This window comes from Acidobacteriota bacterium, assembly GCA_035471785.1.
In the GTDB taxonomy this organism is placed as follows: Bacteria; Acidobacteriota; UBA6911; order RPQK01; family DATIPO01; genus JANQFM01.
In genome coordinates, this window is the sequence record DATIPQ010000035.1 from 1 (window position 1) to 25,790 (window position 25,790).

The 25,790-nt window shown below is 64.0% G+C and carries 24 protein-coding genes; 16 read left to right on the forward strand and 8 right to left on the reverse strand.

Annotated features, from left to right (window positions below; translation table 11 throughout):
* Positions 1-145 precede the first annotated feature (145 nt).
* The 4 genes from yhbY to VLU25_05260 form a co-directional block, all read right to left on the reverse strand.
* The gene (yhbY, locus tag VLU25_05245) at positions 146-445 is read right to left on the reverse strand and encodes a ribosome assembly RNA-binding protein YhbY (GenBank protein ID HSR67327.1); all 300 of its coding nucleotides are present in this window, start codon (positions 443-445) and stop codon (positions 146-148) included.
* A gap of 146 nt (positions 446-591) precedes the next feature.
* On the reverse strand, positions 592-4,962 hold the full coding sequence (locus tag VLU25_05250; GenBank protein ID HSR67328.1) for a DEAD/DEAH box helicase: 4,371 nt from the start codon (positions 4,960-4,962) through the stop codon (positions 592-594).
* Positions 4,959-5,288: an NIPSNAP family protein gene (locus VLU25_05255; protein HSR67329.1), complete on the reverse strand. Its 330-nt coding sequence runs from the start codon at positions 5,286-5,288 to the stop codon at positions 4,959-4,961. Before VLU25_05255 ends, VLU25_05250 begins: the two co-directional genes overlap by 4 nt.
* A gap of 67 nt (positions 5,289-5,355) precedes the next feature.
* Complete coding sequence (locus tag VLU25_05260) at positions 5,356-7,005, reverse strand: FAD-dependent oxidoreductase (protein ID HSR67330.1); 1,650 nt, start codon at positions 7,003-7,005, stop codon at positions 5,356-5,358.
* Positions 7,006-7,210: 205 nt separating this feature from the next.
* Here VLU25_05260 and VLU25_05265 point away from each other — a divergent pair, with 205 nt between their 5' ends.
* Positions 7,211-7,996: a DUF4412 domain-containing protein gene (locus VLU25_05265; GenBank protein HSR67331.1), complete on the forward strand. Its 786-nt coding sequence runs from the start codon at positions 7,211-7,213 to the stop codon at positions 7,994-7,996.
* Between the two features lie 7 nt (positions 7,997-8,003).
* Here VLU25_05265 and VLU25_05270 read toward each other — a convergent pair whose 3' ends face one another.
* Complete coding sequence (locus tag VLU25_05270; GenBank protein ID HSR67332.1) at positions 8,004-8,831, reverse strand: PHP-associated domain-containing protein; 828 nt, start codon at positions 8,829-8,831, stop codon at positions 8,004-8,006.
* A 142-nt stretch (positions 8,832-8,973) separates the two neighbouring features.
* Here VLU25_05270 and VLU25_05275 point away from each other — a divergent pair, with 142 nt between their 5' ends.
* From VLU25_05275 to pseC, 4 genes are all read left to right on the forward strand, one after another.
* A complete protein-coding gene (locus VLU25_05275) occupies positions 8,974-9,192 on the forward strand; it encodes a hypothetical protein (protein ID HSR67333.1) in 219 nt (72 codons plus the stop codon).
* Between the two features lie 16 nt (positions 9,193-9,208).
* Complete coding sequence (argH, locus tag VLU25_05280) at positions 9,209-10,648, forward strand: argininosuccinate lyase (GenBank protein ID HSR67334.1); 1,440 nt, start codon at positions 9,209-9,211, stop codon at positions 10,646-10,648.
* 288 nt (positions 10,649-10,936) lie between these two features.
* Entirely contained in the window at positions 10,937-11,335 is a 399-nt protein-coding gene (locus VLU25_05285; GenBank protein HSR67335.1) for a hypothetical protein, read from the forward strand.
* A 19-nt stretch (positions 11,336-11,354) separates the two neighbouring features.
* Entirely contained in the window at positions 11,355-12,581 is a 1,227-nt protein-coding gene (gene pseC, locus VLU25_05290; GenBank protein HSR67336.1) for a UDP-4-amino-4,6-dideoxy-N-acetyl-beta-L-altrosamine transaminase, read from the forward strand.
* A gap of 18 nt (positions 12,582-12,599) precedes the next feature.
* On the opposite strand, the gene VLU25_05295 is transcribed toward pseC, so the two are convergent.
* Positions 12,600-13,346: a formyltransferase family protein gene (locus VLU25_05295; GenBank protein ID HSR67337.1), complete on the reverse strand. Its 747-nt coding sequence runs from the start codon at positions 13,344-13,346 to the stop codon at positions 12,600-12,602.
* Positions 13,347-13,772: 426 nt separating this feature from the next.
* On the opposite strand from VLU25_05295, the gene VLU25_05300 reads away from it, so the two are divergent.
* Positions 13,773-14,072 carry an RNA-binding protein gene (locus VLU25_05300; protein HSR67338.1) on the forward strand — a complete coding sequence of 100 codons (300 nt, stop codon included), beginning with the start codon at positions 13,773-13,775 and terminating at the stop codon, positions 14,070-14,072.
* 332 nt (positions 14,073-14,404) lie between these two features.
* Positions 14,405-15,865 carry an arginine deiminase family protein gene (locus VLU25_05305; protein HSR67339.1) on the forward strand — a complete coding sequence of 487 codons (1,461 nt, stop codon included), beginning with the start codon at positions 14,405-14,407 and terminating at the stop codon, positions 15,863-15,865.
* 479 nt (positions 15,866-16,344) lie between these two features.
* Here the strand turns inward: VLU25_05305 and VLU25_05310 are convergent, their stop codons facing one another.
* Positions 16,345-16,542: a hypothetical protein gene (locus VLU25_05310; GenBank protein HSR67340.1), complete on the reverse strand. Its 198-nt coding sequence runs from the start codon at positions 16,540-16,542 to the stop codon at positions 16,345-16,347.
* A 39-nt stretch (positions 16,543-16,581) separates the two neighbouring features.
* Between VLU25_05310 and VLU25_05315 the strand changes: the two genes are divergently transcribed.
* On the forward strand, positions 16,582-16,962 hold the full coding sequence (locus VLU25_05315) for a hypothetical protein (protein HSR67341.1): 381 nt from the start codon (positions 16,582-16,584) through the stop codon (positions 16,960-16,962).
* A 25-nt stretch (positions 16,963-16,987) separates the two neighbouring features.
* Here the strand turns inward: VLU25_05315 and VLU25_05320 are convergent, their stop codons facing one another.
* Positions 16,988-18,166, reverse strand: coding sequence for an aminotransferase class I/II-fold pyridoxal phosphate-dependent enzyme (locus VLU25_05320; protein ID HSR67342.1), 1,179 nt, complete (start codon positions 18,164-18,166; stop codon positions 16,988-16,990).
* A gap of 78 nt (positions 18,167-18,244) precedes the next feature.
* On the opposite strand from VLU25_05320, the gene VLU25_05325 reads away from it, so the two are divergent.
* The 8 genes from VLU25_05325 to bshA all read left to right on the forward strand — a co-directional run bounded on the left by VLU25_05325 (position 18,245) and on the right by bshA (position 25,788).
* The gene (locus tag VLU25_05325) at positions 18,245-18,724 is read left to right on the forward strand and encodes a DUF309 domain-containing protein (GenBank protein ID HSR67343.1); all 480 of its coding nucleotides are present in this window, start codon (positions 18,245-18,247) and stop codon (positions 18,722-18,724) included.
* A gap of 282 nt (positions 18,725-19,006) precedes the next feature.
* Positions 19,007-19,309: a DUF4258 domain-containing protein gene (locus VLU25_05330; protein ID HSR67344.1), complete on the forward strand. Its 303-nt coding sequence runs from the start codon at positions 19,007-19,009 to the stop codon at positions 19,307-19,309.
* A 12-nt stretch (positions 19,310-19,321) separates the two neighbouring features.
* Positions 19,322-19,915, forward strand: coding sequence for a helix-turn-helix domain-containing protein (locus VLU25_05335; GenBank protein ID HSR67345.1), 594 nt, complete (start codon positions 19,322-19,324; stop codon positions 19,913-19,915).
* A 49-nt stretch (positions 19,916-19,964) separates the two neighbouring features.
* A complete protein-coding gene (gene ispG, locus VLU25_05340) occupies positions 19,965-21,170 on the forward strand; it encodes a flavodoxin-dependent (E)-4-hydroxy-3-methylbut-2-enyl-diphosphate synthase (protein ID HSR67346.1) in 1,206 nt (401 codons plus the stop codon).
* A 15-nt stretch (positions 21,171-21,185) separates the two neighbouring features.
* Positions 21,186-22,220, forward strand: coding sequence for an ABC transporter ATP-binding protein (locus VLU25_05345; GenBank protein ID HSR67347.1), 1,035 nt, complete (start codon positions 21,186-21,188; stop codon positions 22,218-22,220).
* Positions 22,217-23,005, forward strand: a complete 789-nt coding sequence (locus VLU25_05350; GenBank protein HSR67348.1) for an ABC transporter permease subunit — start codon at positions 22,217-22,219, stop codon at positions 23,003-23,005. The genes VLU25_05345 and VLU25_05350 overlap by 4 nt, the downstream gene beginning before the upstream one ends.
* A 3-nt stretch (positions 23,006-23,008) precedes the next feature.
* Entirely contained in the window at positions 23,009-24,517 is a 1,509-nt protein-coding gene (locus VLU25_05355) for a GldG family protein (protein ID HSR67349.1), read from the forward strand.
* Between the two features lie 137 nt (positions 24,518-24,654).
* Entirely contained in the window at positions 24,655-25,788 is a 1,134-nt protein-coding gene (bshA, locus tag VLU25_05360; GenBank protein ID HSR67350.1) for an N-acetyl-alpha-D-glucosaminyl L-malate synthase BshA, read from the forward strand.
* Positions 25,789-25,790 lie beyond the last annotated feature (2 nt).

Below are 25,790 nucleotides of genomic sequence, written 5' to 3' on the forward strand. Positions count from 1 at the left end.
CCGGGCTCGCTGAAGGCGAGCGATTCGTTAGCCCAGGGTGGAGTCCGCGGCAAGCGAAGCGCGGCAAGGACGTAACCCTGGGTGTAGAACCAAAGAAGAAAAAAACCCTGAAGGGGTGAGATAACGGGCAAAGAGGGCCTAATGATCAAGGCAGGTGGATGCCGCGGTCTTCGGGGTTTTCGGCGGGGCGGTAGAAGATGGCGATGTTGCCGATCACGCCTACCAGGTCGCTGGCGGTGCGCTCGGCCATCAACTCAGCCAGCTTCTTGCGCTCGTCTTTATGGTCGACGAACTTGACTTTGATCAGTTCGTGGGCGTTGATGGAGCGGTCGAACTCTTCCACCAGCGGTTCGGTCAGTCCATGCTGCCCCACCTGCACCACGGGTTTGAGGCTGTGGGCCAAGCCTTTCAGATATTTTCGCTGACTTCCTGACAATCCCAGCATAGGCCGAGACTTTAACACGTCTGCACGACCCCCGGTCGAACTTCCAACTCCCAATCTCCAATTCACAAGTTCGGACTCTCTGGCGAATCGGTCCCTGTCAGGGACAAGAACGGAAGGTCCTGGCTCAGAACTTATGACCGGCAGCACTAGCCTTGCATCTGGGCGATGAGGCGGCGGACGGCGGGGGAGGCCGGGGCGTCGACGACGGAGCCGTTCTCGAAATGGATGCGGGTGCCCGGATGGGGACGGACGCGGGGGCCGGGCAGCAGGATTCCCGTCAGGTTGAGCGGGTCGGCGGCCGATATCGAGATGCGTTCAGGCTCCTGGGGCGTACCCGAGCGGCGCAGGTGGCGCAGGGCGTCCACCGCCTCGGGAAGGGCGAACTGCTCGCCCCTGGGTCCGGAGACGAAGCGTCCGCCGCGCACCTCTCCGCGCGACTCCATGCGCCGCAAGATCATGAGCAGGTCGCGCCAGGGCACGTTGAGGCTCTCGCGCTGGGCCAGGTCGCGGAAGACCACTCCCCAGCGGGCCAGCAACTGGCGGGCGTAGGACTCGACTGCCTCGGTCTCTTGCCGCTCTGTCTGCATCCCTTCGCCGCCGGCCTGGGACAGGTGAGGACGCAGCAGCGTCCAGCGTCCGGTGGGAGACCCCTGCTTGCGCGGCATGGCGCGTCCGCGGCGCAGCGACTTGCGGCGCACCGGTTTGCGGCGGCGCTTGGGATCGATGAGACGGCGCAGGTTGTCGAAGCCGTCGGCGGTGGCCAAGCCCGAAGCGGCCAGTTCCCACAGCCCTTCCTCCACCTGAGAGGGCAGCAGTCCGCTGGCATCCACCAGGTCGTCGAGAAAACTGGCGCCCAACCGGCGCAGGGTTTCCAGCACCGCTTGTCCGTGGGCGGAAAGGTCGGCAGCCGGGTCGCCCTGACCGTGGTGCAGACCCAGCAGGCCGCGCAGGTCCTGGCGGTGAAAGAAGGCCACCGGGGCCAGCTTGGTGGGACGTCCGGAGCGGCCCGACTCGGAGGCGTCCTCGCCGTAACCGCTGCGGACGCTCAGGCGTCCCCAGGCGAAGCGTCCCGACAGGCACAGGTTGTCGAGCAGGTCGGGAGAGTAGTCGGAGAGGCGGGCCGGCAAGAGGACGCTTTCCCAAGCCGAAGCCGGGGCTTCCAGTCCTTGCAGTTGTTCCAGCACCTGTTCCAGTCCGGCCTGCCCGTGCAGCCGCGTACCCGGGACGAGGTGTTGCCAGCGCAGCAGAAAGCGCATGAAGGTGGACTCCGAGACCGCTTCGATCTGGCGGCGAAGGCGTCCCAGGGTGAGACGGTGGATGCGGGCCAGCAGTCGGCGGTCGCACCATTCCAGCGCGGTTTCTCCGCCCGGGCGGAAGCTGCCCCGCAGGATCTGCCCCTGGCCCTCCAGGCCGGCCAGGGCGATTTCGATATCGCCCAGCGGAAGGCCGTAAGCATCGGCCAGTTCGTGGGCCGTGACCGGGCCGCAGGTTTCCATGCGTCCGCGCACCAGCTCGCGCAGCGACTCTTCCCGCGACAGGTCGCGGTCGCGGTTCCACAGGAAGTCTTCGTCCCGGGTCAATCGCAGTCCGTAGATCTTTTCGATGATCAAGGCGCGCTCGACCGCTACCCAGAGGACGCGCCGCACTCCGTCCTCGCCCTGCAGCTCCACCCGCAGCGCCCGATGCGGTAAAGACTCGCCGTTACCGGCCAGGCTCGATGCGGTCTGGCCGGAGGCTTGCCGGTAAGTTCCACCTTGGCCCCGCGCGGCCACGGCCAGGGGATGAAGCTCCTGAAAGCAGGCCTGAAGCTCGTCGTCTTTCTCCTCGGGCAGGACGATGAGCGTCAGCAGCGCGTCGTGCAGTTCGTCGGCGTTGCGCATCAGCGGCGCGGCTTCTTCCACCACCCTCTGGATGGCCGAAGCGTCGAGCAGGCCCATCTCTTCTTCGCGGGGAGGCAGGAAGCGCCGGGTCTGCACCGCCCGGGCCCGCCGTTCTTCCAGCGGGGCGTCGTCCAAAAAGGCGTAGGGATTGGCGTTGAGGATCTCGTGGGAGAGGGGCGAGGGCTCCGGCGTGTCGACCGCCGCGCATTCGACCCGTCCCTCTTCGATGGCGGCCAGCAGGTCTTCCAGGGCCTCGACGTCCATGGCCTCGGTGAGGCAGTCGTGGAGGGTGTCCTTAACCAGCGGATGGTCGGGCACTTCGATGTCGCCCACGATGTTTTCGAGGCAGGCGGCGGACTCGGGAAAGACCGAGGCCAGCAGGTCTTGGGAGCGCATGCGCTGAAGCTGGGGAGGCACCTTCTTGCCGCCGGCGAAGCGCAGCACTTGCAGGGCCCGTCCCGCGTTCCAGCGCCAGCGGGTGGGGAAGAGGGGCGAGTCGAGCGTGGCCTGAACCAGCACCTCGCGGACGTTGTGCGAGGTGAGGAAGGCGAAGACGCTCTCCAGCGGAAAGCTGTGCTGGTCGCTGAGCGAGATGCAGATGCCGTTCTCGGTGGCCGCCGCCTGCAGCTCGAAGTTGAAGGAGCGGCAGAACTTCTTGCGCAGGGCCAGCCCCCAGGCGCGGTTGAGGCGGCTGCCCAGGGGCGAGTGGATGATGAGCTGCATGCCTCCGCCCTCGTCGAAGAAGCGCTCGGCCACCAGGCAGTCGAGGCTAGGCATGCGTCCTCCCAGCGCCCGCTGCCCGGCCCGCAGATAGTCCACCGCCTGGCGGGCCGCCGAGGCGTCCAGTCCGCAGTGTTCTTGCAGCCATTGCCCGGCCTCCTCGGGGGACGATTCCACGGCCTTGCAGCGCACTTCGCTGAGGGCCTGGGAAAGCTCCTGGGTGCGTCCCGGCACTTCGCCGAACCAGAAGGGAATGGTGGGAGCGGCGCCCTGAGCGTCCTCGACTCGCAGGACGCCTTCCTCCAGCTTGCGGATGCGCCAGGAGGTGTTGCCCAGCAGAAAGATGTCCCCCTTGGAGCTTTCCAGCGCGAAGTCCTCGTCGACGCTGCCGACGGGGATGTCTCCCGGGTCCATCTTGACCAGATAGTCGGCCACCTCGGGGATGGCGCCTCCCGAAGTGATGGCGCTGAGGCGGGCGTTGCGGCGTCCCCGCACCAGGCCGTTGACGCGGTCGCGGTGCAGATAGGCCCCCCGGCGTCCCTTGCGGGTAGAGGTGCCTTCCGAAAGCATGGCCAGCAGGGCCTCATAGTCGCGGCGCTCGAGTTGGTTGTAGGGCATGGCCCGGCTCAGCACCCGGAAAAGCTCCTCCTCCTTCCAGTCGCGCGAGGCGCATTCGGCCACGATCTGCTGGGCCAGCACGTCCAGCGGACTGTGGGGGATGAGGATGCGGTCCAGGTCGCCGCGTCCGACGGCGTGGACCAGGGCGGCGCATTCCAGCAGGTCGTCGCGGCTGAGGGCGATGAGGCGTCCTTTGGGAATGGCGCCCTTCCAGTGTCCCGAGCGTCCGATGCGCTGCAAGGCCAGGGCGATGGCGCGTGTGGCGCCGATCTGGCACACCAGGTCGACGTGACCGATGTCGATGCCCAGCTCCAGCGAAGCCGTGGCCACCACCGCCTTCAGTTCGCCCTTCTTGAGGCGCCGTTCGGCGCTGAGGCGGATTTCTTTGGAGAGGCTGCCGTGGTGGCAAGCGACCAGCTCCTCGCCCAGCATCTCCGAGAGGTGGTGGGTGACGCGCTCGGCCAGGCGCCGGGTGTTGACGAAGACCAGCGTGGTCTTGTGTTCCCCGATGTAGCGGGCCAGCAGGCGGTAGACGTCCTGCCAGGTGTCGTGGGAAGGGACGGCCGCCAATTCGTCCTCGGGGATCTCCACCTCGAGGTCCGTCTGGCGGCGATGCCCCACGTCCACGATCTCGCAGTGCCGGTCCCGGCCCACCAGGTAGCGGGCCATCTTTTCCACCGGTTTGACGGTGGCCGAGAGTCCGATGCGTTGCAGCGGACGTCCGCAAAGGGCCTCCAGCCTCTCCAGCGTCAGCAGCAGGTGGGAGCCGCGCTTGTCGCGGGCCAGCGAGTGGATCTCGTCGAGGATGACCGTCCGCGTGGTGCTGAGGGCTCTGCGCCCGTACTCGCTTGTGAGCAGGATGTAGAGGGATTCCGGGGTGGTGACCAGGATATGGGGAGGATGCTGAAGCATCTTGCGGCGTTCTGATTGGGGCGTATCGCCGCTGCGCACCTGGGGACGGATTTCGGGGAGCTCCAGGCCCATGCGCGTGGCGCCTTGAGCGATCTCCCGCAGCGGACTGAGCAGGTTGGCCCGGATGTCGTTGGCCAGCGCCTTGAGGGGAGAGACGTAGACGACCTGAATCTCGTCCTCGAGTTGGCCCCGCAGTCCGCGGCGGGCCAGGTCGTCGATTTCGCACAAGAAGGCCGACAGCGTCTTGCCCGATCCCGTGGGAGCCGAGATGAGGACGTTGCGCCCCTCCCTGATCAGCGGCCAGCCCATTCGCTGCGGCTCGGTAGGCTCACCGAAGGTCTCCGAAAACCACTGCGCCACCGCCGGATGAAATGCGTCCAGACTCATGAAAAACCCTCGGCAAACCCGCTACTCCCCGCCGCCGGCTCAAAAAGATGAAAAGTCTCCTCCTCAACCATGGGCCCGGTGCGCTGGAAGATGTCTTGCAGGCGCGGATCCCCGATCAGCCGGGGCCAGAGCTCCTCGAACTCCTGCAAATCCTCGAACTCCCACAATTCGATGAACTCGCCCACCGTCCCCACCTTGGACTTGAAAATGCCGGCCAGCTTGAGTCGATGCTCGCGCACCAGGGGGAGGATCTCTTGCTGGAAGATGCCTTCGAAGGGGCCGATCTGATGGGCGCGCACCCGGTAGCTTACCCGCAACAGGATCATATTCACCAGTTTAACACGCCGCAGGCTGCGCCACTCCCAACCGCCAACTGCCAGCTCTCAAGCCATATCAGAGGCTCTGGAAGTAGCGGTAGGTCTGCAGACCGCCCGAGAGATTCTTGGCGTCGTAGCCGTTTTGGCGCAGGGCGCGGACGGCGTAGTAGGCCCGCTGGCCCACCATGCAGATGACCCAGATCTCGCGGTCCTTGGGCAATTCGTGCATGCGGTGGCGCAGTTGGGAAAGAGGCACGTTGACCGCTCCCGGAACGTGTTCCTTCTCGTATTCCTGCGGCTCGCGGACGTCCACCAGCAGGGCCCCGGTTTGCGACAATTGGCGCCAATCGGCCAGCGGCAGGTCGCCTCTCAAGTGGTTGGCCGCGATCATTCCGGCCATGTTGACCGGATCTTTGGCGGCCCCGAACTGGGGGGCGTAGCACAGTTCGGCCTCTTCCAGATCGTAGACGGTGGCGTTCATTTGCAGGGCCATGGCGATGGTGTCGATGCGGCGCTCCACTCCTTTTTCGCCCACCGCCTGGGCTCCCAACAGCTTGCCGTCGCCCCGCGAGAAGAGAAGCTTCAGATGGATGGGCCGCGCCCCCGGGAAGTAGCTGACGTGATGTCCCGGATGCAGGTAGACGCAGGCGAACTCATTCATGCCGTCGGCCAGCAGCCCCTTCTCGCTGGCTCCGGTCTGAGCCACCACCAGTTTGAAGATGCCGCAGACCGCCGTCGACTGGGCGCCGCGGAAGGTGGAAGGCCGTTCCAGGATGGAATCGGCGGCCACTCGTCCCTGCCGGTTGGCGGGTCCCGCCAGGGGAAAGACGCGCGGAGTCCCCGAGACCACATGACGCACTTCCACGGCGTCGCCCACGGCCCACACGTGGGGGGCGGAAGTGCGCATCTGTTCGTCCACCCTGATGGCTCCCTGATTCCCCAGCGCCAGTCCGGCTTGGCGGGCCAGCGTACTCTCCGGACGCACTCCCATGGCCAGGATGACCAGTCCCGCCGGCAGGCGCCGGCCCGATTCGGTCAGCACCCGCAAGGCGTCCCCCCGCCTTTCGAAGCCCCGCAGAGCGTCGCCCAGCACGATCTCCACTCCCTGGGCGCGCAGATGTTCTTCCACGGGCTTGGCCATCTCAGGGTCCATAGATGGAAGAATCTGCTCAGCCTTCTCCAGCAGGGTGATGGAAAGGCCCCGTCGCGACAGGTTTTCGGCCATCTCCATTCCGATGAAGCCGGCCCCCGCGATGACCGCGCCATGCTTGCTTTGCCGCCGCTCGAGCCACTCGCGGATGCGCCGCGAGTCGGGAATGGTGCGCAGCGAAAAAATGCCGGGCAGATCGATTCCCGGCAGCGGCGGGCGGATGGGAGCCGCTCCGGGAGAAAGCACCAGAGCGTCGTAGTCTTCCCGATAGACCTCGTCGCTGCGCAGGTTCTTGACCTCGATGGTCCGCCGGCGGGTATCCAGGGAGAGAACCTCGCTCAGCGTCCGCACCTCGATGTTGAAGCGCTCCTGGAAGAGTTGGGGAGAGGCTACCAGCAGTTGGGCTTCGTTGGAGATGACGTCGCCCACATAGTAGGGCAGGCCGCAGTTGGCGAAGGACACGTAGGGTCCGCGGTCGATGATGACGATGCGGCAGCTTTCGCACAGCCTTCTGGCCCGCGCCGCACAGGACGCCCCTCCCGCCACGCCGCCGACGATGATGATCTTCTTGCTCATGATTCCGTCCTGCTGCAACCGAAGCAACGGTCGGGCCAATCCTGAGCAGCGTGACAGGGAGGCGCAGGGCCGGGGCCCTGTGGGATTTGCCTTGCAATGGGGGATTTCGCCTCCTCCCCTCAACATCAAGTCGGCTTTTTTGGGATACTGAACGGGTTTTGAGTCGAGAACTGAATACCCCCTTGTGGGAAAGGAGATAGCTTTCATGAAGAAACTGGCGCTTGCAGCAATTGCCCTGACGGTTCTGACGGCCAACGCCTGGGCGGGCGTGGTGGTCGAGATGACGGTGACCGACCTGACCAACAACCAAAGCCGGCCCGCCAAAATCTACGCACAGGACGGGCTCCTGCGGATGGACACGGAAGAGCCGGGGGAAGGGAGCATCACCGTCCTCTTCCTGGGCGACTCCACCGCCTTCATTCTTCACGAAGAGCAGTCCTACATCGAGATGGACGAGGAAACCGTGGCCCGGCTTTCCAGTCAGATCGATCAGGCCATGAAGCAGATGGAGGAGCAGTTGAAGAACATGCCTCCGGCCCAGCGCGAGATGATGGAAAAGATGATGAAGGATCGCATGCCCAACATGATGGGCGAGGCCATGGAGCCTCCGGTGATCGAGAAAGGCGGCACCAGCCAGACCGCCGGCTACAGTTGCACTATGTATGAAATCTACCGCAAGGACGAGAAAGTACGCGAACTGTGCGCCGCCTCGCGTTCCGAGCTGCAGGCCGGCGAAGAACTCGTCGAGTCCTTTCAGGCCATGGCCAAGTTCATGCAGAAGATGATGGAAGCCATGCCTCAGATGAGCGAGATGATGGAGGGCACTTTCGCCGAGTTCGCCTCCATAGACGGCTTTCCGGTCATGTCGCGCCAATTCGACGACGGCCAGGCCGTGGAAGAAACGCTGCTCGACAGCATCCAGCCGATGAGCCTGGGACCCAACATTTTCAAGATCCCCTCCGGCTACAAGAAGCAGAGCGTCGGCAACTGAGTGCCGGCTAGGAATCGAGAGTGCCGACCGGTCCGGTCCGCCGCCGGCGGGCCGGACGGTTCTGAAAGACTTTAGCCTTCTCGCCCAGCATGCGTGTGACGTGGGTGAGTTGATGGCGCAGATTGCGCTCTTCGCCCATCACCAAGGCCCGCCCCTCCAGCACCTCGCGGCGGAATTCCGTCCAGTTGGAGGCCTTGCAGGCGGTAAAAGCCGTGCCCAGCATGGACAGGTAATGTCCGTCTGAGCCGCCGGTCACCGGTTTTCCGTTCTGCACCGCCCATCCCACCGCCATCAAATTGCTCTTGTGGGGCAGCACCTGATTGATGACCTCGATGCAGTCGGCCGCCTGCACGAATTGAGGATGCTTGCAGAAGAAGGGATAGCTGCGGCGGGGACCCGGCACGAAAGGATGGGGCAAGGTCACCAGGATGTCGCGCCCTTGCACCGCCTGAAAGAGCTTGTGGGTGGTCAGGCGGGTGCGGCAACTGGCCAGCGATGACTTGTTGCGCCGGATGAAGGGGGCCACTTCGCGGCTGAAGAAGTTTTCCAGGGCGTCGCAGTCGTCGAAGTAAAGCAAGATGTCCTTGCCTTCCCAGGTGGTCACCTCGACGCCGGGGAAGACCCGTCCCGGAGCCAACCGTTCGGCTTCCAGAACCCCGCTGATGGCGTTGTGGTCGGTGATGACCAGATGCACGCTCATCTCCTCCGCCGCCGCTACGATGTCGCGCACCGGGGTGGAGCAGTCGTGGCTATGATCGCTGTGGAAGTGCATGTCGACCAACATGTGGTCTCGACGCAGAGCGGCGATGTCCGGCCTCTCGAAGACAACTTGCATTGGCCTCCTATGGTCCGCCGCGGCGCCCCTCCATGTCAAGCCGCCGGGGAACCGAGAAGACCTGCACCTTCTTGACAAGAAAAGCGCGCAGCCGGTAAAAGAAGGCGGTCCCGACGGTCTCTTCTTGCCGGGAGTAAACGCCATGACATCGGATGAAGCCCGCGCCATCGCCGCCTCGGCCCTGGGCGAAACCTCGGCCAATCACCTGCAGGTGGCCTTCGTGTTGGAAAAGGAGGGCGACTGGGTGATTCTGCTGACGCGGGGAGGCCAGGACTGGGTGGTCAGGGTGCCCGTCCAAGAAGCTCCTACGGCCGACCTCTTCCGCCGCCGGGTGGCGCAAGAAGTCCAACGCCTTTTTTGATGGGGAGAGAAGATTCATGGCCAAGCTATGGGGAGGACGGTTTTCGCAGCAGGCCGATGAGGTCTTCGCCCGCTTCAACGCCTCTCTTCCTTTCGACCGCCGCCTGCTGGACTGCGACCTGCAAGCCGCCCGGGCCCACTGCCAGGCCCTGCAAGAGGCCGGGGCCCTGAGCCAAGAGGAGTCTGAACGCCTGCAGCAGGCCCTGCTGCAAATCGGCCGCCAGGCCCAAGAAGACCCCTCCTTCATCGATCAGGCCATCGCCGATGGCGTCGAGGACGTGCACAGCCTGGTGGAAAGCCAACTGCAGCAGCGGGTGGGCGAGTTGGGACTCAAGCTCAATACCGGACGCAGCCGCAATGACCAGGTGGCGACCGGCTTCCGGCTCTATCTGCGCGGGGCCTGCGACGAGTCGCTGTGGCTGCTCAGGCAATTGCAGTCGGCCCTGCTGGAACTGGCCGCCCGAAACCGGCAAGCCGTGCTCCCCGGCTATACCCATCTGCAACGGGCCCAACCGCTGCTCTGGCCGCACTACTTGCTGGCCTATGTGGAGATGTTGGAACGCGACGCTCAGCGCTTCTCTGAAGCCCGCCGCCGCATCAACACCTGTCCGTTGGGGGCCGCAGCCCTGGCCGGCTCAAACTATCCCGTGGACCGGCGGCTGCAAGCCCGCTTGATGGGCTTCGAAGCGGTGGCCCGCAACAGCGTGGACGCCATCGCCGACCGTGACTTCGTGCTCGACTACACTTCGGCCGCGTCGATCCTCATGATGCACCTTTCCCGTCTCTGCGAAGACTGGATCCTCTACAGCTCGAGCGAGTTCGGCTTCCTCAGCTTCGGCGATGCCGTCACCACCGGCTCATCGCTGATGCCTCAGAAGAAGAATCCCGACGCCCTGGAGCTGATCCGCGGCAAGTCGGCCCGCGTCTTCGCCGCCCATCAGGGCATGCTGGCGCTGCTCAAGGGACTGCCCCTGGCCTACAACAAGGACCTGCAAGAGGACAAGGAAGGCGCCTTCGACTGCGCCGACACGGTAACCGACAGCCTGCGTATCGCCGCCATCGTGGCCCGCCACACTACCCTCCATCCCGAGCGCATGCGCCAAGCCGCCGGCGAAGGCTATCTCAACGCCACCGAGTTGGCCGACTACCTGGCGGGCAAAGGACTGCCCTTCCGCAGCGCCCATGAAGTGGCGGGCAAGGCGGTGCTGAGGGCCATCGAACTGGGGTGTCCTCTGGAAGAGATGGACCTTTCGGAGTACCGCCGCATTTCTGACCTCTTCGCTTCCGATCTCTTTCAATGCCTGACTCTGGAGAGGACGCTGGCGTCCAAGGACGTGGAGGGCGGCACGGCCCCGTCACGGGTCGAGGCAGCCCTGCAAGAGGCCCGCCGCCGGGTGGCTCAGGCGCAGCGCCTGTTGGAGGAATCGCGGGAGTCCGCTGCGGGTCCCGAGCGCTGACCGTCAATTTCCCGACGCTTTCTCCAGAATTTGACGATTCTCTGACGCCCCTGCCGGGTCTCCTAAATCTCTGTGGATGAAGGACAAAATTGCTGGTTAGCTGCTTTCGCGCGGCTCCTTGCGCCTTGGCATGCCGTTTGCGTACTAGCAGGTCGGGGTAAAACGACTCTCCGGTCCCGGTCCCAAACAGATGGGGGAGACCGGGTCGGAGATGAGGGCAAACGGATCCCGGACGCCGCCAAGCCGAGGCGTCCGGGACCGATGCTCGCAGCTAGGAGAGGACAAGTCATGACGCCGGCCCGCCGACAGCCTCAGCAAGCCCAAGACCTTCAACAGCAGAAAGAAGAAATGGAAGACATCCTGCGGCAGGTTGGCGACTACGTGTCGCGGCTGTCCGAGGGCTGCACCCTGGTGCGGGAGAACTTCCAGCAGGGTGATCACGCCCTGGGACAAAAGCGCCTCAGCGAAATGCTGGAGGGGCTGGGCTGGGTCACCAAGGCCTTTGCCGTTTCCCGTCCGCTGCTGCAAGAACGGCGCATCGAGCTGGCCTTGGACGGTCTTCCCGATGCTCTCCAGCCAGCCTTGGAGGGGTTGCAGAATCAAGACTTCGGCTTGGTCGGCGACGTGCTCGAGTACGAGGTTCAGCCCATCCTGCAAGAGTGGCGGTTGGAGCTTGAGAAACTCTAACAGGTGAAGGGTGAGCGCGATGCCAGCGATCAAGGTCTCCAAGCTCAAGGGCCGTGTCCGCCCCTTGGCGGTTGACGGGGGTCAGCCCGTTCGCGGCGAACTGCTTCCCTACGGGCGCCAAACCATCGAGGAGGAAGACCTGCAAGCGGTCTGTGAAGCCTTGCGGTCGCCTCTCATCACCACGGGCCCGCGGGTCGATTCTTTCGAGAAAGCCTTCGCCAGGCGGGTGGGAGTCCGTCAATGCGTCGCCGTCAACAGCGGCACGGCGGCACTGCACTGCGCCGCTCACGTGCTGGGAATCGGTCCGGGCGACGAGGTCATCGTGCCGACCTTGACCTTCGCGGCCACCGCCAACGTGGTTCTCTACCAGGGTGCGCGTCCGGTTTTCGCCGACGTCGATCCCGACCAGTTGCTCATCGATCCAACCAGCGTGGAAAGCCTGATCACGCCCCGCACGCGGGCCATATTCGCCGTCGACTATGCCGGCCAGCCTTGCGATTATCCGGCCCTGCGCCAGTTGGCCGAGCGCCACGGCCTGGCCCTGCTGGCCGATGCCTGTCATGCGCCGGGCGCCAGGCTGCAAGGCCGTCCGGTGGGTAGCCTGGCCGATGTGACCTGCTTTTCCCTTCATCCCGTCAAGCACATGACGACGGGAGAAGGCGGCTTGATTACCACCGACCGGGAAGACTGGGCGGCCCGAATGCGGCGCTTCCGCAATCACGGCATCAGCGTCGATCATCGTGACCGCCTCAAAAATGGATCCTGGCACTACGAAATCCGTCAGCTTGGCTATAACTATCGCTTGACCGACGTGCAGAGCGCTCTGGGCCTGTCCCAGTTGCGCCGGCTGCGTCAGTGGGTCAAGTCCCGCCGGCGCATTGCCGCCCGTTATGACCGGGAGCTGAGGCAATTCGACGCGCTGCGTCCGCTCAAGGTCAGAGAGGACGTCGAGCATGCCTACCACCTTTACGTGGTGCGTCTTGATCTGTCCCGCCTGAGGGTCGGCCGCGGCCAGGTCTTCAAAGCCTTGAGGGCCGAAGGAATCGGCGTCAACGTCCACTACATCCCCGTCCACCTGCACCCGCTCTACCGGCGCCAGTTGGGCACCGGCCCAGGACTCTGTCCCCAGGCCGAGAAGGCCTATTCGGAGATCGTCACTCTGCCCGTCTTTCCCTCCATGACCCCCGGCGAGCAGGACGACGTCCTGGAGGCCTTAAACAAGGTCCTGCAAGCTTACCGCCGCTGAACCCGGCTGCTTCCACGCTCAGTCATCCTCTTCTGCAAGCTCGATGCGCACCCGCAGGCGCGCCCCGTCCTGATCATATGGCGCGCCGGGATAGGGAGGAAAGGTGCGGGCCCGCAGAATATCGATGAGCTCGCGGCCGCTGTAGCTCTTGTCGGGATCGATACGCAGCTCGCGGTCGAGATCGCCCGCCTGGCGCGGCGCCGACGGCGACTTGGGCTGAGGACGCGCCTGCAGGCGGCCTTGCAGCCACAGCGGAATCGAGGAAGCCAGCAACTGAGTGGCGGTATCGATCAAACGGGCGTAGAGAGCCGCTGCGGTGTCGGTGCCGAGGGTATGAACCGCCTCCTGAGCCAGGATGGGTCCCGTGTTGAGTCCGCCGTCGATGAGATGCAGGGTGACTCCGGCGGGCTCTTTGGCGGCGATGGCCCAGGCGTGAGGATGAGCTCCCCGTCCATGCGGAAGCAGCGAGGGGTGGAGGTTGGCTGCGCCCTCGGGAAAGAGGTCGAGAATCGAGGCGGGTATGGAATCGCCGTAGAGGACGCTGAGTCCATGAGTGGGTCGCAGCCCCTCCATCTCGCTTCGCGTCTGCTCTTTTTCGAGTTGGTCGGACTTCCAGATCGGGATGTCGTCTCCCACGGCGTTTCGAATACGCTCGGAGTCTCTTTCCCCCGGCGGATGCACGACCGCTCCCACCACCTGGCCGGCGAGAAACTCCACCGCCCGAATCCCCAGTTCACCGTTGACGAAAAGTACCAGACGAGCCATTCAACCTCCTCGCTTTCATCCCTCCGCGTGCTGGCGTGGTCGCGGCGGAGTCCATTTCATTCTAACCCGTCCGGGCCCAAAAAAGGCCTAAAGTCTCGCCCCTGGTTGGGGACGCTTCGGCCGCATGGCCAAGCGGTGGCCCCTGCCGACGCAAACGAGGTAAAAGGACAGCGCAGGGCTGTGAATTGTGATAAGCTTTCCCAGTCATTGTGGACGGCGCCTTCGTGTGCCGATTGGAGAACGGTCAGAGAAACTTCGGAGAGTACCTTCCTGCAGGTCTTTGTTCCAGTTCCGAAATTATGGGGAATAACCGTATCCACAGGACGGGTTGTTCCGTGCTGCCCTCGACTCGGAGTGCGGGGTGGAACCTCAGTTTCAAATCAGTCAGATGCCGGTCTCAGACCGGGCAGAGGAGTATCGAGTATCATGTCGAAGAGGATTTATGTTGGAAACCTCCCCTACAGCACCAACGAAGCCGAATTGCGCGAGCTTTTCGAGCAGCATGGGGAGGTGGACGATGTCAGCCTGATCTACGACCGCGACACCGGCCGCGCCCGGGGCTTCGGCTTCGTGGAAATGGAAGACGGTGACGCCGATGACGCCATCGGCGCCCTCAATGGGTCGGAGTTGGGCGGACGACGCCTGACGGTTAACGAAGCCCGTCCCCGTGGCGGCGGCGGCGGTGGCGGAGGCCGCGGCAACTACCGCAACGAACCCCGCTGGTAGCCCACGCCAGTGCTGCGGGTCAAGTTTCTGAGCCATGCTGCATCCTAACTTCATTCGGATTCACCTCATACTTGCATTTCGCACCTCGATCTTGGCAAGACTCTGGCTCAAAACTCCTGACTCGCCGGGCACTGCGACCCCACGCTAAATGAGATTGCGCAGCCGAGCGCGACCCGCCTGCGAGCGGCGCGGTTGGCTGACCAGGAAGTTTCAGGCCGCATCCGGTTTTCGCCGGATGCGGCCTTTTCTATCTGGAGGCTTTCCGTTGCCGCCAGCTCGCGTAAGTGGCATCCTATGCCGGTTAATCGATAACTCGCAGAGAGGATGCTTTTATGCTCACGGTTTGGACTCGGCACGGTGTCATGCGGCTCCATCTCGCGCTGGCCTTGCTGGCGCTTTTCCTCCCCGCCTGCGCGCCTTCGCAGGCTCCCGGAGCCGCCGACGACACCCCGGCGCCCCCGGCCGAAGAATTACGGCCCCAAGAGCCCTTCGTCACCTCCGACACCGACCGGCTGCGGGCCGCCCTGGTCTTTCCTCTCAGCGAAAACCTGCTGCGCTCGGTCGCGGCGGCGGTGCCGGGCGGCCATCCGCTGGCCCGCACCCAGCCGATGGGAAAGGTGGAAGAGCATTCCCAGTTGGTGAAGTTGCTGGAAGGCAACGAGGTGACCGTGCTGGACGCGCGGGATCTGGCCCAGCAGGCCATCGAGGAGGCCCGCCGCCAGGGCGGCCTGCAGGAATGGCTGCGCGAGGCTTTCCCGCAGAGCGCCGAGAGGGCCATCCAACGCTTGGACGAACTGAACGCCGACAGTCTCTTCAACCAGCGCGACGATCATTTTTATCTGCGGGCCGAGGACGGCTCCTTCGACCCCATCTTTCCCGGAGTGCCTTCCATGTACTGGGCCCGCGACTGGGCCATCAGCACTCCCCGCGGATTGATCATCGGCAACGGCATGCGCTTCGGGCGTTCACGCGAAAACCACGTGGCCCGGCTCATCTTTCAATTCGCGCCCCTCTTTCAGCAGATTCCGGTGGCTTTCGACGCCTCGGCCCATCAGGTTCACTTGGATGGAGGCGACACCATCGTCCTCGACCGGGACACCCTGCTGCTGGGCGTGGGCAACCGTTCCAGCCGCGAGGCCGCGCCTCTCCTGGCCAAGGAGCTCAACATGGAGGTGCTGGCCGTCAACATGCCGCCGCGCGATCGGGGCGGGGCGCTGGGCCGGTCCTTGCTGCACCTCGATACCATCTTCAACATCGTCGACCACGACAAGGCCCTGGCTTTGCCCTACTTTCTGGAAGAGGAATTCTCCCAAAGCAATCCGCTCAAAGACGTCCTGGCCGGGTTGAAGCGTCAGACCGAAGAGCTGATCGAAGCCCATCCCGACTACGATTTCCCCGACACCGAAGAGATTCAGAGCACCCTCGAGGCTATTCCCGAGGTCGGTTGGGTGACCCGCTATGCGGCGGGGACGGGCGAGGAGCAAGCCCTGGAAATGAAGCTGGTCGACTACTTTCGTCAAGAGGGATACACCGTGATTCCGGTGGGCGGACCTCAGGGCGGCCTGCCCCCGCTCAAGTACTTTCTGGAACGGGTGCTCTACGAGTTGAATTGGCAGGGAGCCAACGTGGTGCAATTGGCCCCCGGGCACGTCATCGCCTACCGCCACAACGTCCACACCAACCAGGCCCTGCGCGACGCCGGCGTGCAGGTCTCGACCTTCGACGGCGACCTGCTGGCCCACCACAACGGCGGACCCCACTGCCTGGTCATGCCGTTGTTGCGAAACCCCTGACGGGCGTCGCCAACTTCCAACTCTTGCAACTTGCAAGGACCAACTCACAATCGGATGCGTCCCGGGCTTTCCATTAAAGACACGACTATTTCAAGCAGAAAATCGTGACTCGAGATCTGTCGTTTCTCCCTTCTATGCTGTGGGCGTTGTGTCAAATGCTTCACCCATAGTAAAGGAGAAACGACGATGAGACAGAGTGTTCGATGGTTGATCTGCGGGTTGGTGTTGGCGGGGCTGCTGGCCGTGGGCGGCGCCAAACTGATCGTGGGCGAGATGGCGGATGCCGAGGCGTTTTGTTGCGGTGCACCTCCGCCTAGCTGCGGCGAGTTCGGGATGCCAAGGTGTGAATAAGAGCCTTTAGGAGCGGTTTCTAGCTGATATATTGCACCCATAGGTGACTTCATGGCATACTTCAGGCGATGTCTGAGGCAATGTTTGTCCTCTTGGGTTTGAGCCACTTGGTGGTCATCGCTCACCTCCTAATCAGCTCCCGCTACGGAATTGCAAAGCAGATGCCTTTGCTCAAGGCCTTTATCGGCTGGTCGCTCGTTCAGGAACTTCTCGCACAGTCCATCTGGCTTCTCGATGGACACGGCACATTGTTCTACTTCCACTTCTACTACGTCACCTGCTTGATTCACTTTGGGTTCATCACGGTCCTGATCCTTGATGTACATCGGGGGTGCCGTATTCGCTGGACTTGGAGGTCAAGTGGAATGATGGCGGTTTTCTTGGTGGTCTTCTTGGGGCACTTTCTGATCACTGCCGGAGCAGCGGCCAGCGGATACCTGGTAGCCATCACTTTGCTGTTGCATGTGCATGCTTTCTTGTGCGCGGCCCTGAACCTGGCCTTGGCCTACAGCTCCGGCGTCGACCTGGGGCGGGTTCGGGGAGCCGCGCTGTGGGCCGTTTCGGTGGTCACCGTACTCAACTACGTGGTCTACATCACACCGGCCTTCGACCTGCTCCCCTACGCCGTCATGCGCCACCTCATCCCCTGGGTATCGCTGCTCTTCTGGCTGCTCCTGCTCTACGGCCTGCGCTTCAAACCCGAACAAGCCTTCCAAACCGCCCGCCCCAAAACACGCACCACCTGAGTCACCAGCTGTGGTGGGCCCGCTCTCAGGCCGTGTGGGCGACCAGGGAGGCTTTTCGCAGGGCCTGGGTGAGGTCGGCAATGAGGTCTTCGGGGGCCTCGATGCCTACCGAGAAGCGGATCAGGCTGTCGCTGATGCCGGCGCGCCGGCGCTGCTCGGGCGTCATGCCCACGTGCGAGGTTGTGGCCGGACGCGTCACCAGCGACTCCACGCCTCCCAGGCTGGGAGCCGAAACCGGAAGCTCCAGGGCCTTGAGAAAAGCGTCGGCCTGCTCCACTCCACCCCTCAGTACGAAGCTGAGCATGCTCCCGTATCCGTCCAGCAATTGAGAGGCGCGTTCATGGTCGCGATGCGACTCCAGTCCCGGATAGTGCACCTTGGCAACCCCCTCCTGCTTCTCCAGGAAGCGGGCGATTTGCAGGGCCGAGGCGTTCTGATGGCGCATGCGCAGGGCCAGCGTCTTGAGTCCCCGGTGGAGCAGGAAACAAGCATGGGGGTCAAGGGAACCGCCCAGGTGATTAAGCTTGTGGCGGGCTCGCCGCACCAGCAACTTCTTTCCGATGATGGCGCCCGCAACGATGTCGGTGTGGCCGTTGAGGCTCTTGGTGGCCGAGTGCAGCGAAAGGTCGAATCCCCATTCGGCGGGACGGAAGTTGACGGGGCTGGCGAAGGTGTTGTCGATCATCGACACCAGTCCGTGCTTGCGGGCGAACTCCACGGCCGCCTTCAAATCGCCAACCTGAATCAGGGGGTTGGAGACGGTCTCGACGTAGATGGCCTTGGTCGAGGTCCGCATCTTCCGCTCCCAGGAGGCGGGATCGTCGGGGTCGATGTAGTCGATCTCGATGCCCAGATCCTTGAAGTCCTGGTCGATGAAGTTGTGGGTGCCTCCGTAAAGGGTCTCCTGGGCCAGCAGGTGATCGCCGGACCTGAGCACGCTCAGCAGGGCCGTGGTGATGGCGGCCATTCCCGAGGACGTGAGCAGGGCGTCCTCGGCGTTTTCCAGGGCAGCCAGCTTGCGGTGAAGGACCAGGTGGTTGGGAGTGTTGTTGAGGCGGATGTACTTGATGTCGTGGTAGTCGCTCTGGCCCCCGAATTCGTAGGTTGAAGACTGGAAAATAGGCAGGCTGACGGCCCCCTCGATGCGTTCCTCCGGATCTCCGGCATGGATCAGCTTGGTGTCGAATCTCAGGTCTTTCTTCACGTCCGGCTCCTTTCGCTGGCGAGCATCCAGTTTAGCCCCAAAGCCGTCCCCCGTCCATGCTCCTGCTATGGTGAGGCCATGAGACGCTACTGTCGCCGCCCTTTTCCTCCTTACCGGCACCGCCCGGGACGCACGCCCCATCCCGTGCTGGATGAAGGGGGGCATTTATACGGTCAGGAAGAGCCTCGGCCCGGCCGTTTTGATCCACAACGGTGGGAGGAGAGCGAGGACTACCTGTGGGGCGCCGACCTCTTCAATCACGGCTACTTTTGGGAGGCCCACGAGGCCTGGGAAGGACTTTGGCGCGGGGTGCGGGGCAGGCCCGAGGGCGACTTCCTGCGTGGATTGATCCAGGTGGCGGCGGCCTTCCTCAAGCGGGCCCAAGGCCGGGAGAAGGGAACGCTCAGCCTGCGCGGCAAGGCCTTTGAGAAACTGCGTCCGCTGGCGGAGGGGCGAGGGCGCTACGCCGGCGTTCGACTGGCGGACTGGATGCAGGACGTCGACGAGGCCCTCTCCCAAGACAAGGCAGCGCCTCCCCTGCTTATCGGAGAAGGGTGATGAACTATCCGGAACGGGCCGGGTTGCCCCGCCCGTTCCGTCCACCGCCACCGCCCCCCCCGAGCCACCGTCCACTCCTCTTGCGGTGCCGCGCCCGTCACCGTTGACGTCAAGCACAAACCCATCCAAAAGCCAACACTGATATTGACCCGCATGTGTTCATAGCGCTGCATGAGCACGTTTCCGTCGCTCAATCCCCACCCGGACGCGTTCTAGAAAGAAGATGACCGATGTGGGGGCCTAAGCAGTGTTGCACTAAAATTGATCAATGGTTAAAATCGCATGCGTCATGAAAACAGGAAGAGACCTCGAGGACTTGAAGAGCTGAGGCGGACGGCTAAAGAGGGAAGCATTGTCCACACCCTGCACTTTCGCAAGGAACTGCGTGACGCGGGGGCTGACTCCGAGGATGTGAACAGTGTCTTGCATGATCCTGACACCGTGCTGGAATCGATGCAGTTCGACCAAAGTTTCAGCAACTGGAAGTGTCGGATCAGGGGCCCAGACAGTCGGGGCGAACCCTTGACGATCATCGCTGCCCTGGATGAGGAGAACGCCACCATCGTCCTCATCACCGCCTTCTAGGAGGACATACGTATGCAATGTACCTGCAGATTCGAAGTCATGGAAGAACCCTATCCATTTCAAGAAACACGGGTGGAGGGCGTCGTTTTGGTCGGGTTGGAGCGAAAAAAGTGCGGGCGTTGCGGCGCCGACGATCTTCGCATTCCCAGGATGGGCCAGTTGCTGAGGCTTCTGGCTTACTCGGTGGTGGCCCGGCCTGGTCGGCTGGCGCCGCCGGAGATATCAAAGCTGCGCGCGGACCTGCTCTTTCAGCAGGGTGAATTTGCCAGCATGCTTGGCGTCAGCCAGCCCGTGCTGTGCCGCTGGGAGACCGGCAAGCGCAGGCCTTCCCGCATCAGCGATGTGGCGCTGCGGCTGGCCTTTTTGACGATGCCCCCACGAAACGGGCGCTTCCCGTGGGAAGCTCCCGTGCAAGAACGTCTCTCCCCCTTGTTGGGACCTTTGGTGCACCTGGCCCGTCCCCGCTCCTGGCCGATTCGTTTCGACGTGCGCAGGTCGCCCCAGGATCTGATCGAAGAGGTCGTATATCGAGCCCGGAAAACCGTGGCTTCCGGGACTGCGGAGGCGACCCCGGATGTCACTTCGGCTGGGATTTCGGTACAATGACGGGGTGATTGAACGTAGGAAAAGCATCGCGGTCAGGGTCGGCGACGTGATGGTGGGAGGGGAGCATCCCATCGTCGTCCAGTCGATGACCAATACCGACACCGCCGACGTCGACTCCACCGTCAACCAGGTCGCGGCCCTGCACGAGGCCGGATCCGAACTGGTCAGGGTGACGGTCAATACCGATGAGGCCGCCAAGGCGCTGCCGCGCATCGTGGAAGAACTCGACAAGCGCGGCTGCCAGGTGCCGGTGATCGGCGACTTCCACTACAACGGACACCTGTTGCTGACCCGCTACCCCGAATGCGCCCGAGCCCTGGCCAAGTACCGCATCAACCCCGGAAACGTGGGCATGGGACGCCACCATGACACCAACTTCAGGGCCATGATCGAAGTGGCCCTGAAGAACGGGAAACCCGTCCGCATCGGCGTCAACTGGGGCTCTCTCGACCAGGCCCTGCTCTCGCGCATGATGGACCAGAACGCCCGGCTCGACGAGCCCAAGGACGCTAAGGAAGTGCTGGTTGAGACCATCATCCGCAGCGGAATCGAATCGGCCGGACTGGCCCGGGAATACGGCCTGCCCAAGGACCGCATCATCATCAGCGCCAAGGTTTCGGAAGTGCCGGACCTGGTGGACGTCTACACCCGCCTGGCCGGACGCTGCGACTACGCCCTCCACCTCGGACTGACCGAGGCGGGGATGGGCACGCGGGGCATCGTGGCCAGCACGGCCGGGCTTTCGGTGCTGCTGCAGCGGGGCATCGGCGACACCATCCGCGTCAGCCTGACACCCCGTCCCGGCGGCGACCGGCGCGAGGAGGTCTACGTGGCTCAGCAGGTGCTGCAAGCCCTTCACATCCGCAGTTTCTCGCCCCGGGTCACGGCCTGCCCCGGCTGCGGCCGCACCACCTCGACCTTTTTCCAGGAACTGGCCGACCAGATCCAGGAGGTGCTGGGGCGCAAGATGACGGCCTGGAAAGAGACCTATCCGGGCGTGGAGGAACTCAAGGTGGCGGTGATGGGATGCGTCGTCAACGGACCGGGCGAGTCCAAGCACGCCGACATCGGCATTTCGCTTCCCGGCACCGGCGAATCGCCCAAAGCCCCCGTCTACGTCGACGGACGCCACTTCCGCACCCTCAAAGGCCCCGACATCGCCGGGGACTTCCTCGACATCCTGGAAGAATACGTAGAAGGACGCTACGGCGGCGCCGATGAACCGGTGGGCGCCTCCAGCGCCAGCGCAACATGATGCACCATTGATCGATTGCTGCGCGGCCAAGCCGGCACTCCCCTGCACGCCATGATTCAAGCCCGCCGCCTCAACAAGCTCTACGGCAGACAGAAGGCCATCGAGGACCTTACCTTCAGCGTTGAAGCAGGTGAAATTGTAGGACTGCTGGGCCCCAACGGAGCGGGCAAGACGACTACCATGCGCATTCTGGCGGGATACTTCCCGCCCACCTCGGGCACGGTGCGGGTGGCCGGATTCGACCTGCTGCGCCAGCCGCGACAGGCCAAGTCGCGCATCGGATACCTTCCTGAGAGGCCGCCTCTTTATCCTCATTTGCGGGTGGACGCCTACCTGCGCCTGGTGGACACTCTCAAAGGCGCCGCCGAAGAACCCTTCAGCCGGCGCCTGCAACAGGTCAAGGACGAGTGCGGACTGTCCGACTGCGGATCGCAGCTCATCGCTCACCTCTCCAAGGGCTTCCGCCGCCGGCTGGGACTGGCCCAGGCTCTCATCCATGACCCCCAGGTGCTGATCCTGGACGAGCCCACCGAAGGCCTCGATCCCCAGCAGATCAGCGAGGTGCGCACGCTCATCCAGGGTTTGGCGGGACGCCGCTCGGTGCTGCTTTCCACCCACATCCTTCCCGAAGTCAGCGTCACCTGCGGACGCGTCCTCATCATCCACCGCGGACGCCTCATCGCCGAGGGCTCGCCCCGCGACCTGCGTTCGCGCCTGGGCCGCGGCGCTCTCATCGAGATGCAGGTGGAAGGCCCGGTGGAATCGCTTCCCGCCCGCCTCAGGGCCATGGCCGGCGTCAGCAACGCCGTGCTGGAAGAATCGCCGGGCCGCGGACGCCTGCTGCTGGTGGAAGCCGAGGCCGGCGCCGACATCCGCGCCCAGTCGGCCCGCCTGGTGGTGGAATCGGGATGCGGATTGCTCAGCATGCACAGCCGCGACGCCTCGCTGGAAGATATTTTCCTCCACCTCACGACCGAGGAGGAACGGGCCGCCCCAGACTCCCCACCGTCCTCTCGGGAGGACCCGGACAGGGAGGAGGTGGCTGGGTGAGTCCCGTCCTGGCGCTGGCACGCAAGGAGCTGTCGCGCCTCTTTGCCACTCCCGTGGCCTACCTGCTCTTGGCCGCCTTTTATCTGGCCCTGGGAGTGGTCTTTCTGCTGCTGCTCGAGGGCCTGCAGAGCCAATTCCAGCAGGTGGCTGCCGAGGCCCGCCAAAGCGGAGCTTCAGCGCCCGCCTTCGACCTGCCGGAGGCGCTTTTGGAAGCCCTCATCCAGGTCATGGGCAACCTGTTCCTCTTCCTGGCGCCCGTGTTGACCATGGGCTTTTTCGCCGGCGAGTCGAGGCAGGGGACGCTGGAACTGCTCCTCACCTCTCCCCTCTCGGCCCTTCAGATCGCTCTCGGCAAGTACCTGGCGGCCCTGCTCTTCCTGCTGCTCATGACGGCTCCGGCCTTCGGGCTCTCCCTGCTGCTGGCGGGACTCAGTTCGCCGCCGCTGCCCTGGACCTCGGCCTTGCTGGCTCCGCTGGGGCTGCTGCTGCTGGCTTCCGCCATGCTCTCGCTCACGCTGGCCGTTTCCTCCTTGACGGAAAGCCAGTTGCTCTCGGCCGTGCTGGGCTTCGTCCTGCTGACGATCTTGTGGTTGCTGGCTTCCTTTCCCTGGCCGCTGCCCTCGGCGGCTCAGGACCTCTTCCGCTATGCATCGCTGGCCCACCATTTCAACGACTTCACCTACGGCGTTTTAGACACCCGCCACCTGATCTACTGGCTCTCGCTGACCGGACTGGGTCTGGCCTTGACGGGGCTTTCGCTGCACCAGCGCAGATGGAGGACGTGAGCCATGAAATCCCTGCGCCGCCCCATCCTCTACCTGGCTTTGGCCCTGCTCTTGAGCAGCTCGGCGGGATCCTTGACCTCGGGCCGGTTCGACGGCCCCATCCTCTACGTCTTCGCGGCCGGGACGGCTCTGTTGCTGCTGGGCCTGCTGAGCGGCGGCCTGAGGGCTCCGCGGCGGGCGGCCGAAGCCCAACTGAGCGCGCTGGCCTGGGCGGTCCTCTCCTTGATCCTGTTCCTGCTCGTCAATCTGGCCAGCGCCCATAACTACCGTCGCCTCGACTTCAGCCAGGCCCGGCTCAACTCGCTTTCGCCGATAAGTCTGACGGTGCTGGAGAATTCCCAGGGGCCTTTGCATCTGTTGGCCTTCATCCGCGATCCCCAGGCGGTGCAGGCGCTGCGCCACCTGATGGAGCAGTACCGGGCCGCCTATCCTCAATGGACGTACCGCATCGTCGACCCTCAGCAGGAACCCGCGCTGGCGCGCGAACACGGTATCGAATCCCCGACTCAGGCCGTGCTGGAAAGCGATTTGGGACGCCATAGGCTCGACCTCCTCTTCCCCAATCAGCAGTGGCGTCCCGACAACGAAGAACGCATCACGGCAGGGGTGCTGCAAGTCACCCAGGTCGAGACCAAAGCCGCCTATTTCCTGGTGGGACACGGAGAGCGTGATTTGGACGACCTGCGCGCCGAAGGCTTCCGCATGGCCGCCGATGCCCTGCGGGCCCAACGCTATCAGGTCCGCACCCTCTCGCTGATGCAAGTCCAGGCCGTGCCCGAGGACGCGCGAGTCCTCATCGCGGCGGGCCCTCAGGTGGACTTTCAGCCCCGTGAAACCGACCTGCTGCGCGATTACCTCGACAACGGCGGATGCCTGATGATCATGGTCGACCCGCTCACCGACTTCCGCATGGATGACTTCCTGGGGGCCTACGGACTGGCCCTGGGCGGAGACCTGCTGCTGGACGAAACGGCGGCCTCTCCCGTCCTGGGCTCCATCGCACCCCTGGCCATCGTCGACCGGGCTCATCCCGTGACCCGGCCCATCTATGGCAACTACCTGGTCTTCCCGCGGGCCCAAAGCGTGCAGCGAAGGGAAAGCCGGCTGGGGTACGGCACTTATGGGCTGGCCTCCACCTCTCCCCGCAGTTGGAGCGAAAGCGAAGTGAATACCGCACCATACTCTTTTGATTCCGAGGAGGACCGCCGAGGCCCTCACTTCGTGGCCGCGGCGGCTTCGCTTCCCCCTTCCCGCCTGCTGCTGGTGGGCGACTCCGATTTCGCTGCCAACGCCTACTTCGGGGAGTACCGCTCGGGAGACTTTTTCGTGCTGGCCGTGCAGTGGCTGATGGGCGATGCCGAATCCCTCAAGATCCCCCCGCGCAGCGAGGTGGACCGGCGATTCCGCATCACCCTGGGCGGGCTGCGCGCGCTGCGTTGGACGCTGCTGGCCGGACTTCCCTTGTTGCCTCTGCTGGCCGGCCTGTGGGTGTGGCGGCGTCGGCGCGCCTGAATCCTTCGGCCTGGCACAGGCATCATAACAACCGTGCGTTCAAATGCCCCTCTTTCCACGGAAAAATTGCAACGTGCAGAGGACTTGCGGCGTGAGAGAGGGGCAAGGAGTTCGAAGACAAGGACGGGGTGAGGCATATGGAAATCGGCATCACCTGTTATCCCACCTACGGCGGCAGCGGCATCGTGGCCACCGAACTGGGACAACAATTGGCCCGCAGGGGACACACGGTTCACTTCATCAGCTCGTCGCTGCCCAACCGCTTGATGGAGCTGGGCGACAACGTTTTCTTCCACGAAGTGGAGCCCATGAACTACCCCCTCTTCGAGTACGTGCCCTACGATTTGGCGCTGGCCACCAAGATGGTGGACGTGGCTTCAAGCCATGACCTCGACCTTCTCCACGTCCACTACGCCATTCCCCACGCCATCAGCGGATACCTGGCCCGCGAGATGATGCGTCCGCGCTGCCTGCCGGTCATCACCACCCTGCACGGCACCGACATCACCCTGGTGGGCAAAGACCACTCCTACCTTTCCATCACGCGCTTCGGAATCGAACAGAGCGACGGCGTCACGGCCGTCAGCGAGTTCCTGCGTCAGGCCACCTTGGAGGAGTTCTGCGACTGCGACATCCGCACCATTCCCAACTTCGTCGACGTGGAGAGGGTGCGCCGCATGGACTCTCCCGAACTGCGCTCGCGCTTCGCGCCCAACGGCGAGAAGGTGCTGGTGCATACCTCAAACTTCCGTCCCGTCAAGCGCGTCGAGGACGTCATCCGGGTCTTTGAGCAGGTGCAGCGCCAGGTGCCGGCCGTCCTGCTCATGATGGGCGACGGCGTGGAACGCTCCAAGGCCCAATACCTGGCCAAGCAACTGGGGCTCTCAAAGAAGATCTTCTTCATGGGAATGGTGGGGATGGTGGAAAGCTACCTCTCCATCTGCGACCTCATGCTGCTGCCCTCGGAAACCGAGAGCTTCGGGTTGGCGGCGCTGGAAGCCATGGCCTGCGAGGTGCCGGTTGTGGCTACCGACGTGGGCGGACTTCCCGAGGTTGTGACTCCAGGCAGCAACGGATACCTGTGCCGCCTGGGCGACGTTGACGAGATGGCCGCCAAAGCGCTGGAGATCCTCCACCCCGACAACCTCCCCCGCTACGCCCAAAACGCCCGCCGCACGGCCGTCGACGTTTTCTCCATCGACAAGGTCGTGCCCAAGTACGAGGAGTACTATCAGGAAGTCCTCGACCGCCAGCCTGTTGGTTGTTCTTAACG

What these genes read in the sequence shown, in the direction of transcription:
- VLU25_05295 (HSR67337.1), bottom strand. Translation starts at nt 13,346, where the DNA reads ATGGCTCGTCTGGTACTTTTCGTCAACGGTGAACTGGGGATTCGGGCG.
- VLU25_05300 (HSR67338.1), top strand. Translation starts at nt 13,773, where the DNA reads ATGTCGAAGAGGATTTATGTTGGAAACCTCCCCTACAGCACCAACGAA.
- VLU25_05255 (HSR67329.1), bottom strand. Translation starts at nt 5,288, where the DNA reads ATGATCCTGTTGCGGGTAAGCTACCGGGTGCGCGCCCATCAGATCGGC.
- yhbY (HSR67327.1), bottom strand. Translation starts at nt 445, where the DNA reads ATGCTGGGATTGTCAGGAAGTCAGCGAAAATATCTGAAAGGCTTGGCC.
- pseC (HSR67336.1), top strand. Translation starts at nt 11,355, where the DNA reads ATGCCAGCGATCAAGGTCTCCAAGCTCAAGGGCCGTGTCCGCCCCTTG.
- VLU25_05285 (HSR67335.1), top strand. Translation starts at nt 10,937, where the DNA reads ATGACGCCGGCCCGCCGACAGCCTCAGCAAGCCCAAGACCTTCAACAG.
- ispG (HSR67346.1), top strand. Translation starts at nt 19,965, where the DNA reads ATGGTGGGAGGGGAGCATCCCATCGTCGTCCAGTCGATGACCAATACC.
- VLU25_05265 (HSR67331.1), top strand. Translation starts at nt 7,211, where the DNA reads ATGAAGAAACTGGCGCTTGCAGCAATTGCCCTGACGGTTCTGACGGCC.
- VLU25_05315 (HSR67341.1), top strand. Translation starts at nt 16,582, where the DNA reads ATGATGGCGGTTTTCTTGGTGGTCTTCTTGGGGCACTTTCTGATCACT.
- VLU25_05275 (HSR67333.1), top strand. Translation starts at nt 8,974, where the DNA reads ATGACATCGGATGAAGCCCGCGCCATCGCCGCCTCGGCCCTGGGCGAA.
- VLU25_05325 (HSR67343.1), top strand. Translation starts at nt 18,245, where the DNA reads ATGAGACGCTACTGTCGCCGCCCTTTTCCTCCTTACCGGCACCGCCCG.
- VLU25_05335 (HSR67345.1), top strand. Translation starts at nt 19,322, where the DNA reads ATGCAATGTACCTGCAGATTCGAAGTCATGGAAGAACCCTATCCATTT.
- VLU25_05355 (HSR67349.1), top strand. Translation starts at nt 23,009, where the DNA reads ATGAAATCCCTGCGCCGCCCCATCCTCTACCTGGCTTTGGCCCTGCTC.
- VLU25_05260 (HSR67330.1), bottom strand. Translation starts at nt 7,005, where the DNA reads ATGAGCAAGAAGATCATCATCGTCGGCGGCGTGGCGGGAGGGGCGTCC.
- argH (HSR67334.1), top strand. Translation starts at nt 9,209, where the DNA reads ATGGCCAAGCTATGGGGAGGACGGTTTTCGCAGCAGGCCGATGAGGTC.
- VLU25_05330 (HSR67344.1), top strand. Translation starts at nt 19,007, where the DNA reads ATGCGTCATGAAAACAGGAAGAGACCTCGAGGACTTGAAGAGCTGAGG.
- VLU25_05310 (HSR67340.1), bottom strand. Translation starts at nt 16,542, where the DNA reads ATGTACATCAAGGATCAGGACCGTGATGAACCCAAAGTGAATCAAGCA.
- VLU25_05250 (HSR67328.1), bottom strand. Translation starts at nt 4,962, where the DNA reads ATGAGTCTGGACGCATTTCATCCGGCGGTGGCGCAGTGGTTTTCGGAG.
- bshA (HSR67350.1), top strand. Translation starts at nt 24,655, where the DNA reads ATGGAAATCGGCATCACCTGTTATCCCACCTACGGCGGCAGCGGCATC.
- VLU25_05305 (HSR67339.1), top strand. Translation starts at nt 14,405, where the DNA reads ATGCTCACGGTTTGGACTCGGCACGGTGTCATGCGGCTCCATCTCGCG.
- VLU25_05270 (HSR67332.1), bottom strand. Translation starts at nt 8,831, where the DNA reads ATGCAAGTTGTCTTCGAGAGGCCGGACATCGCCGCTCTGCGTCGAGAC.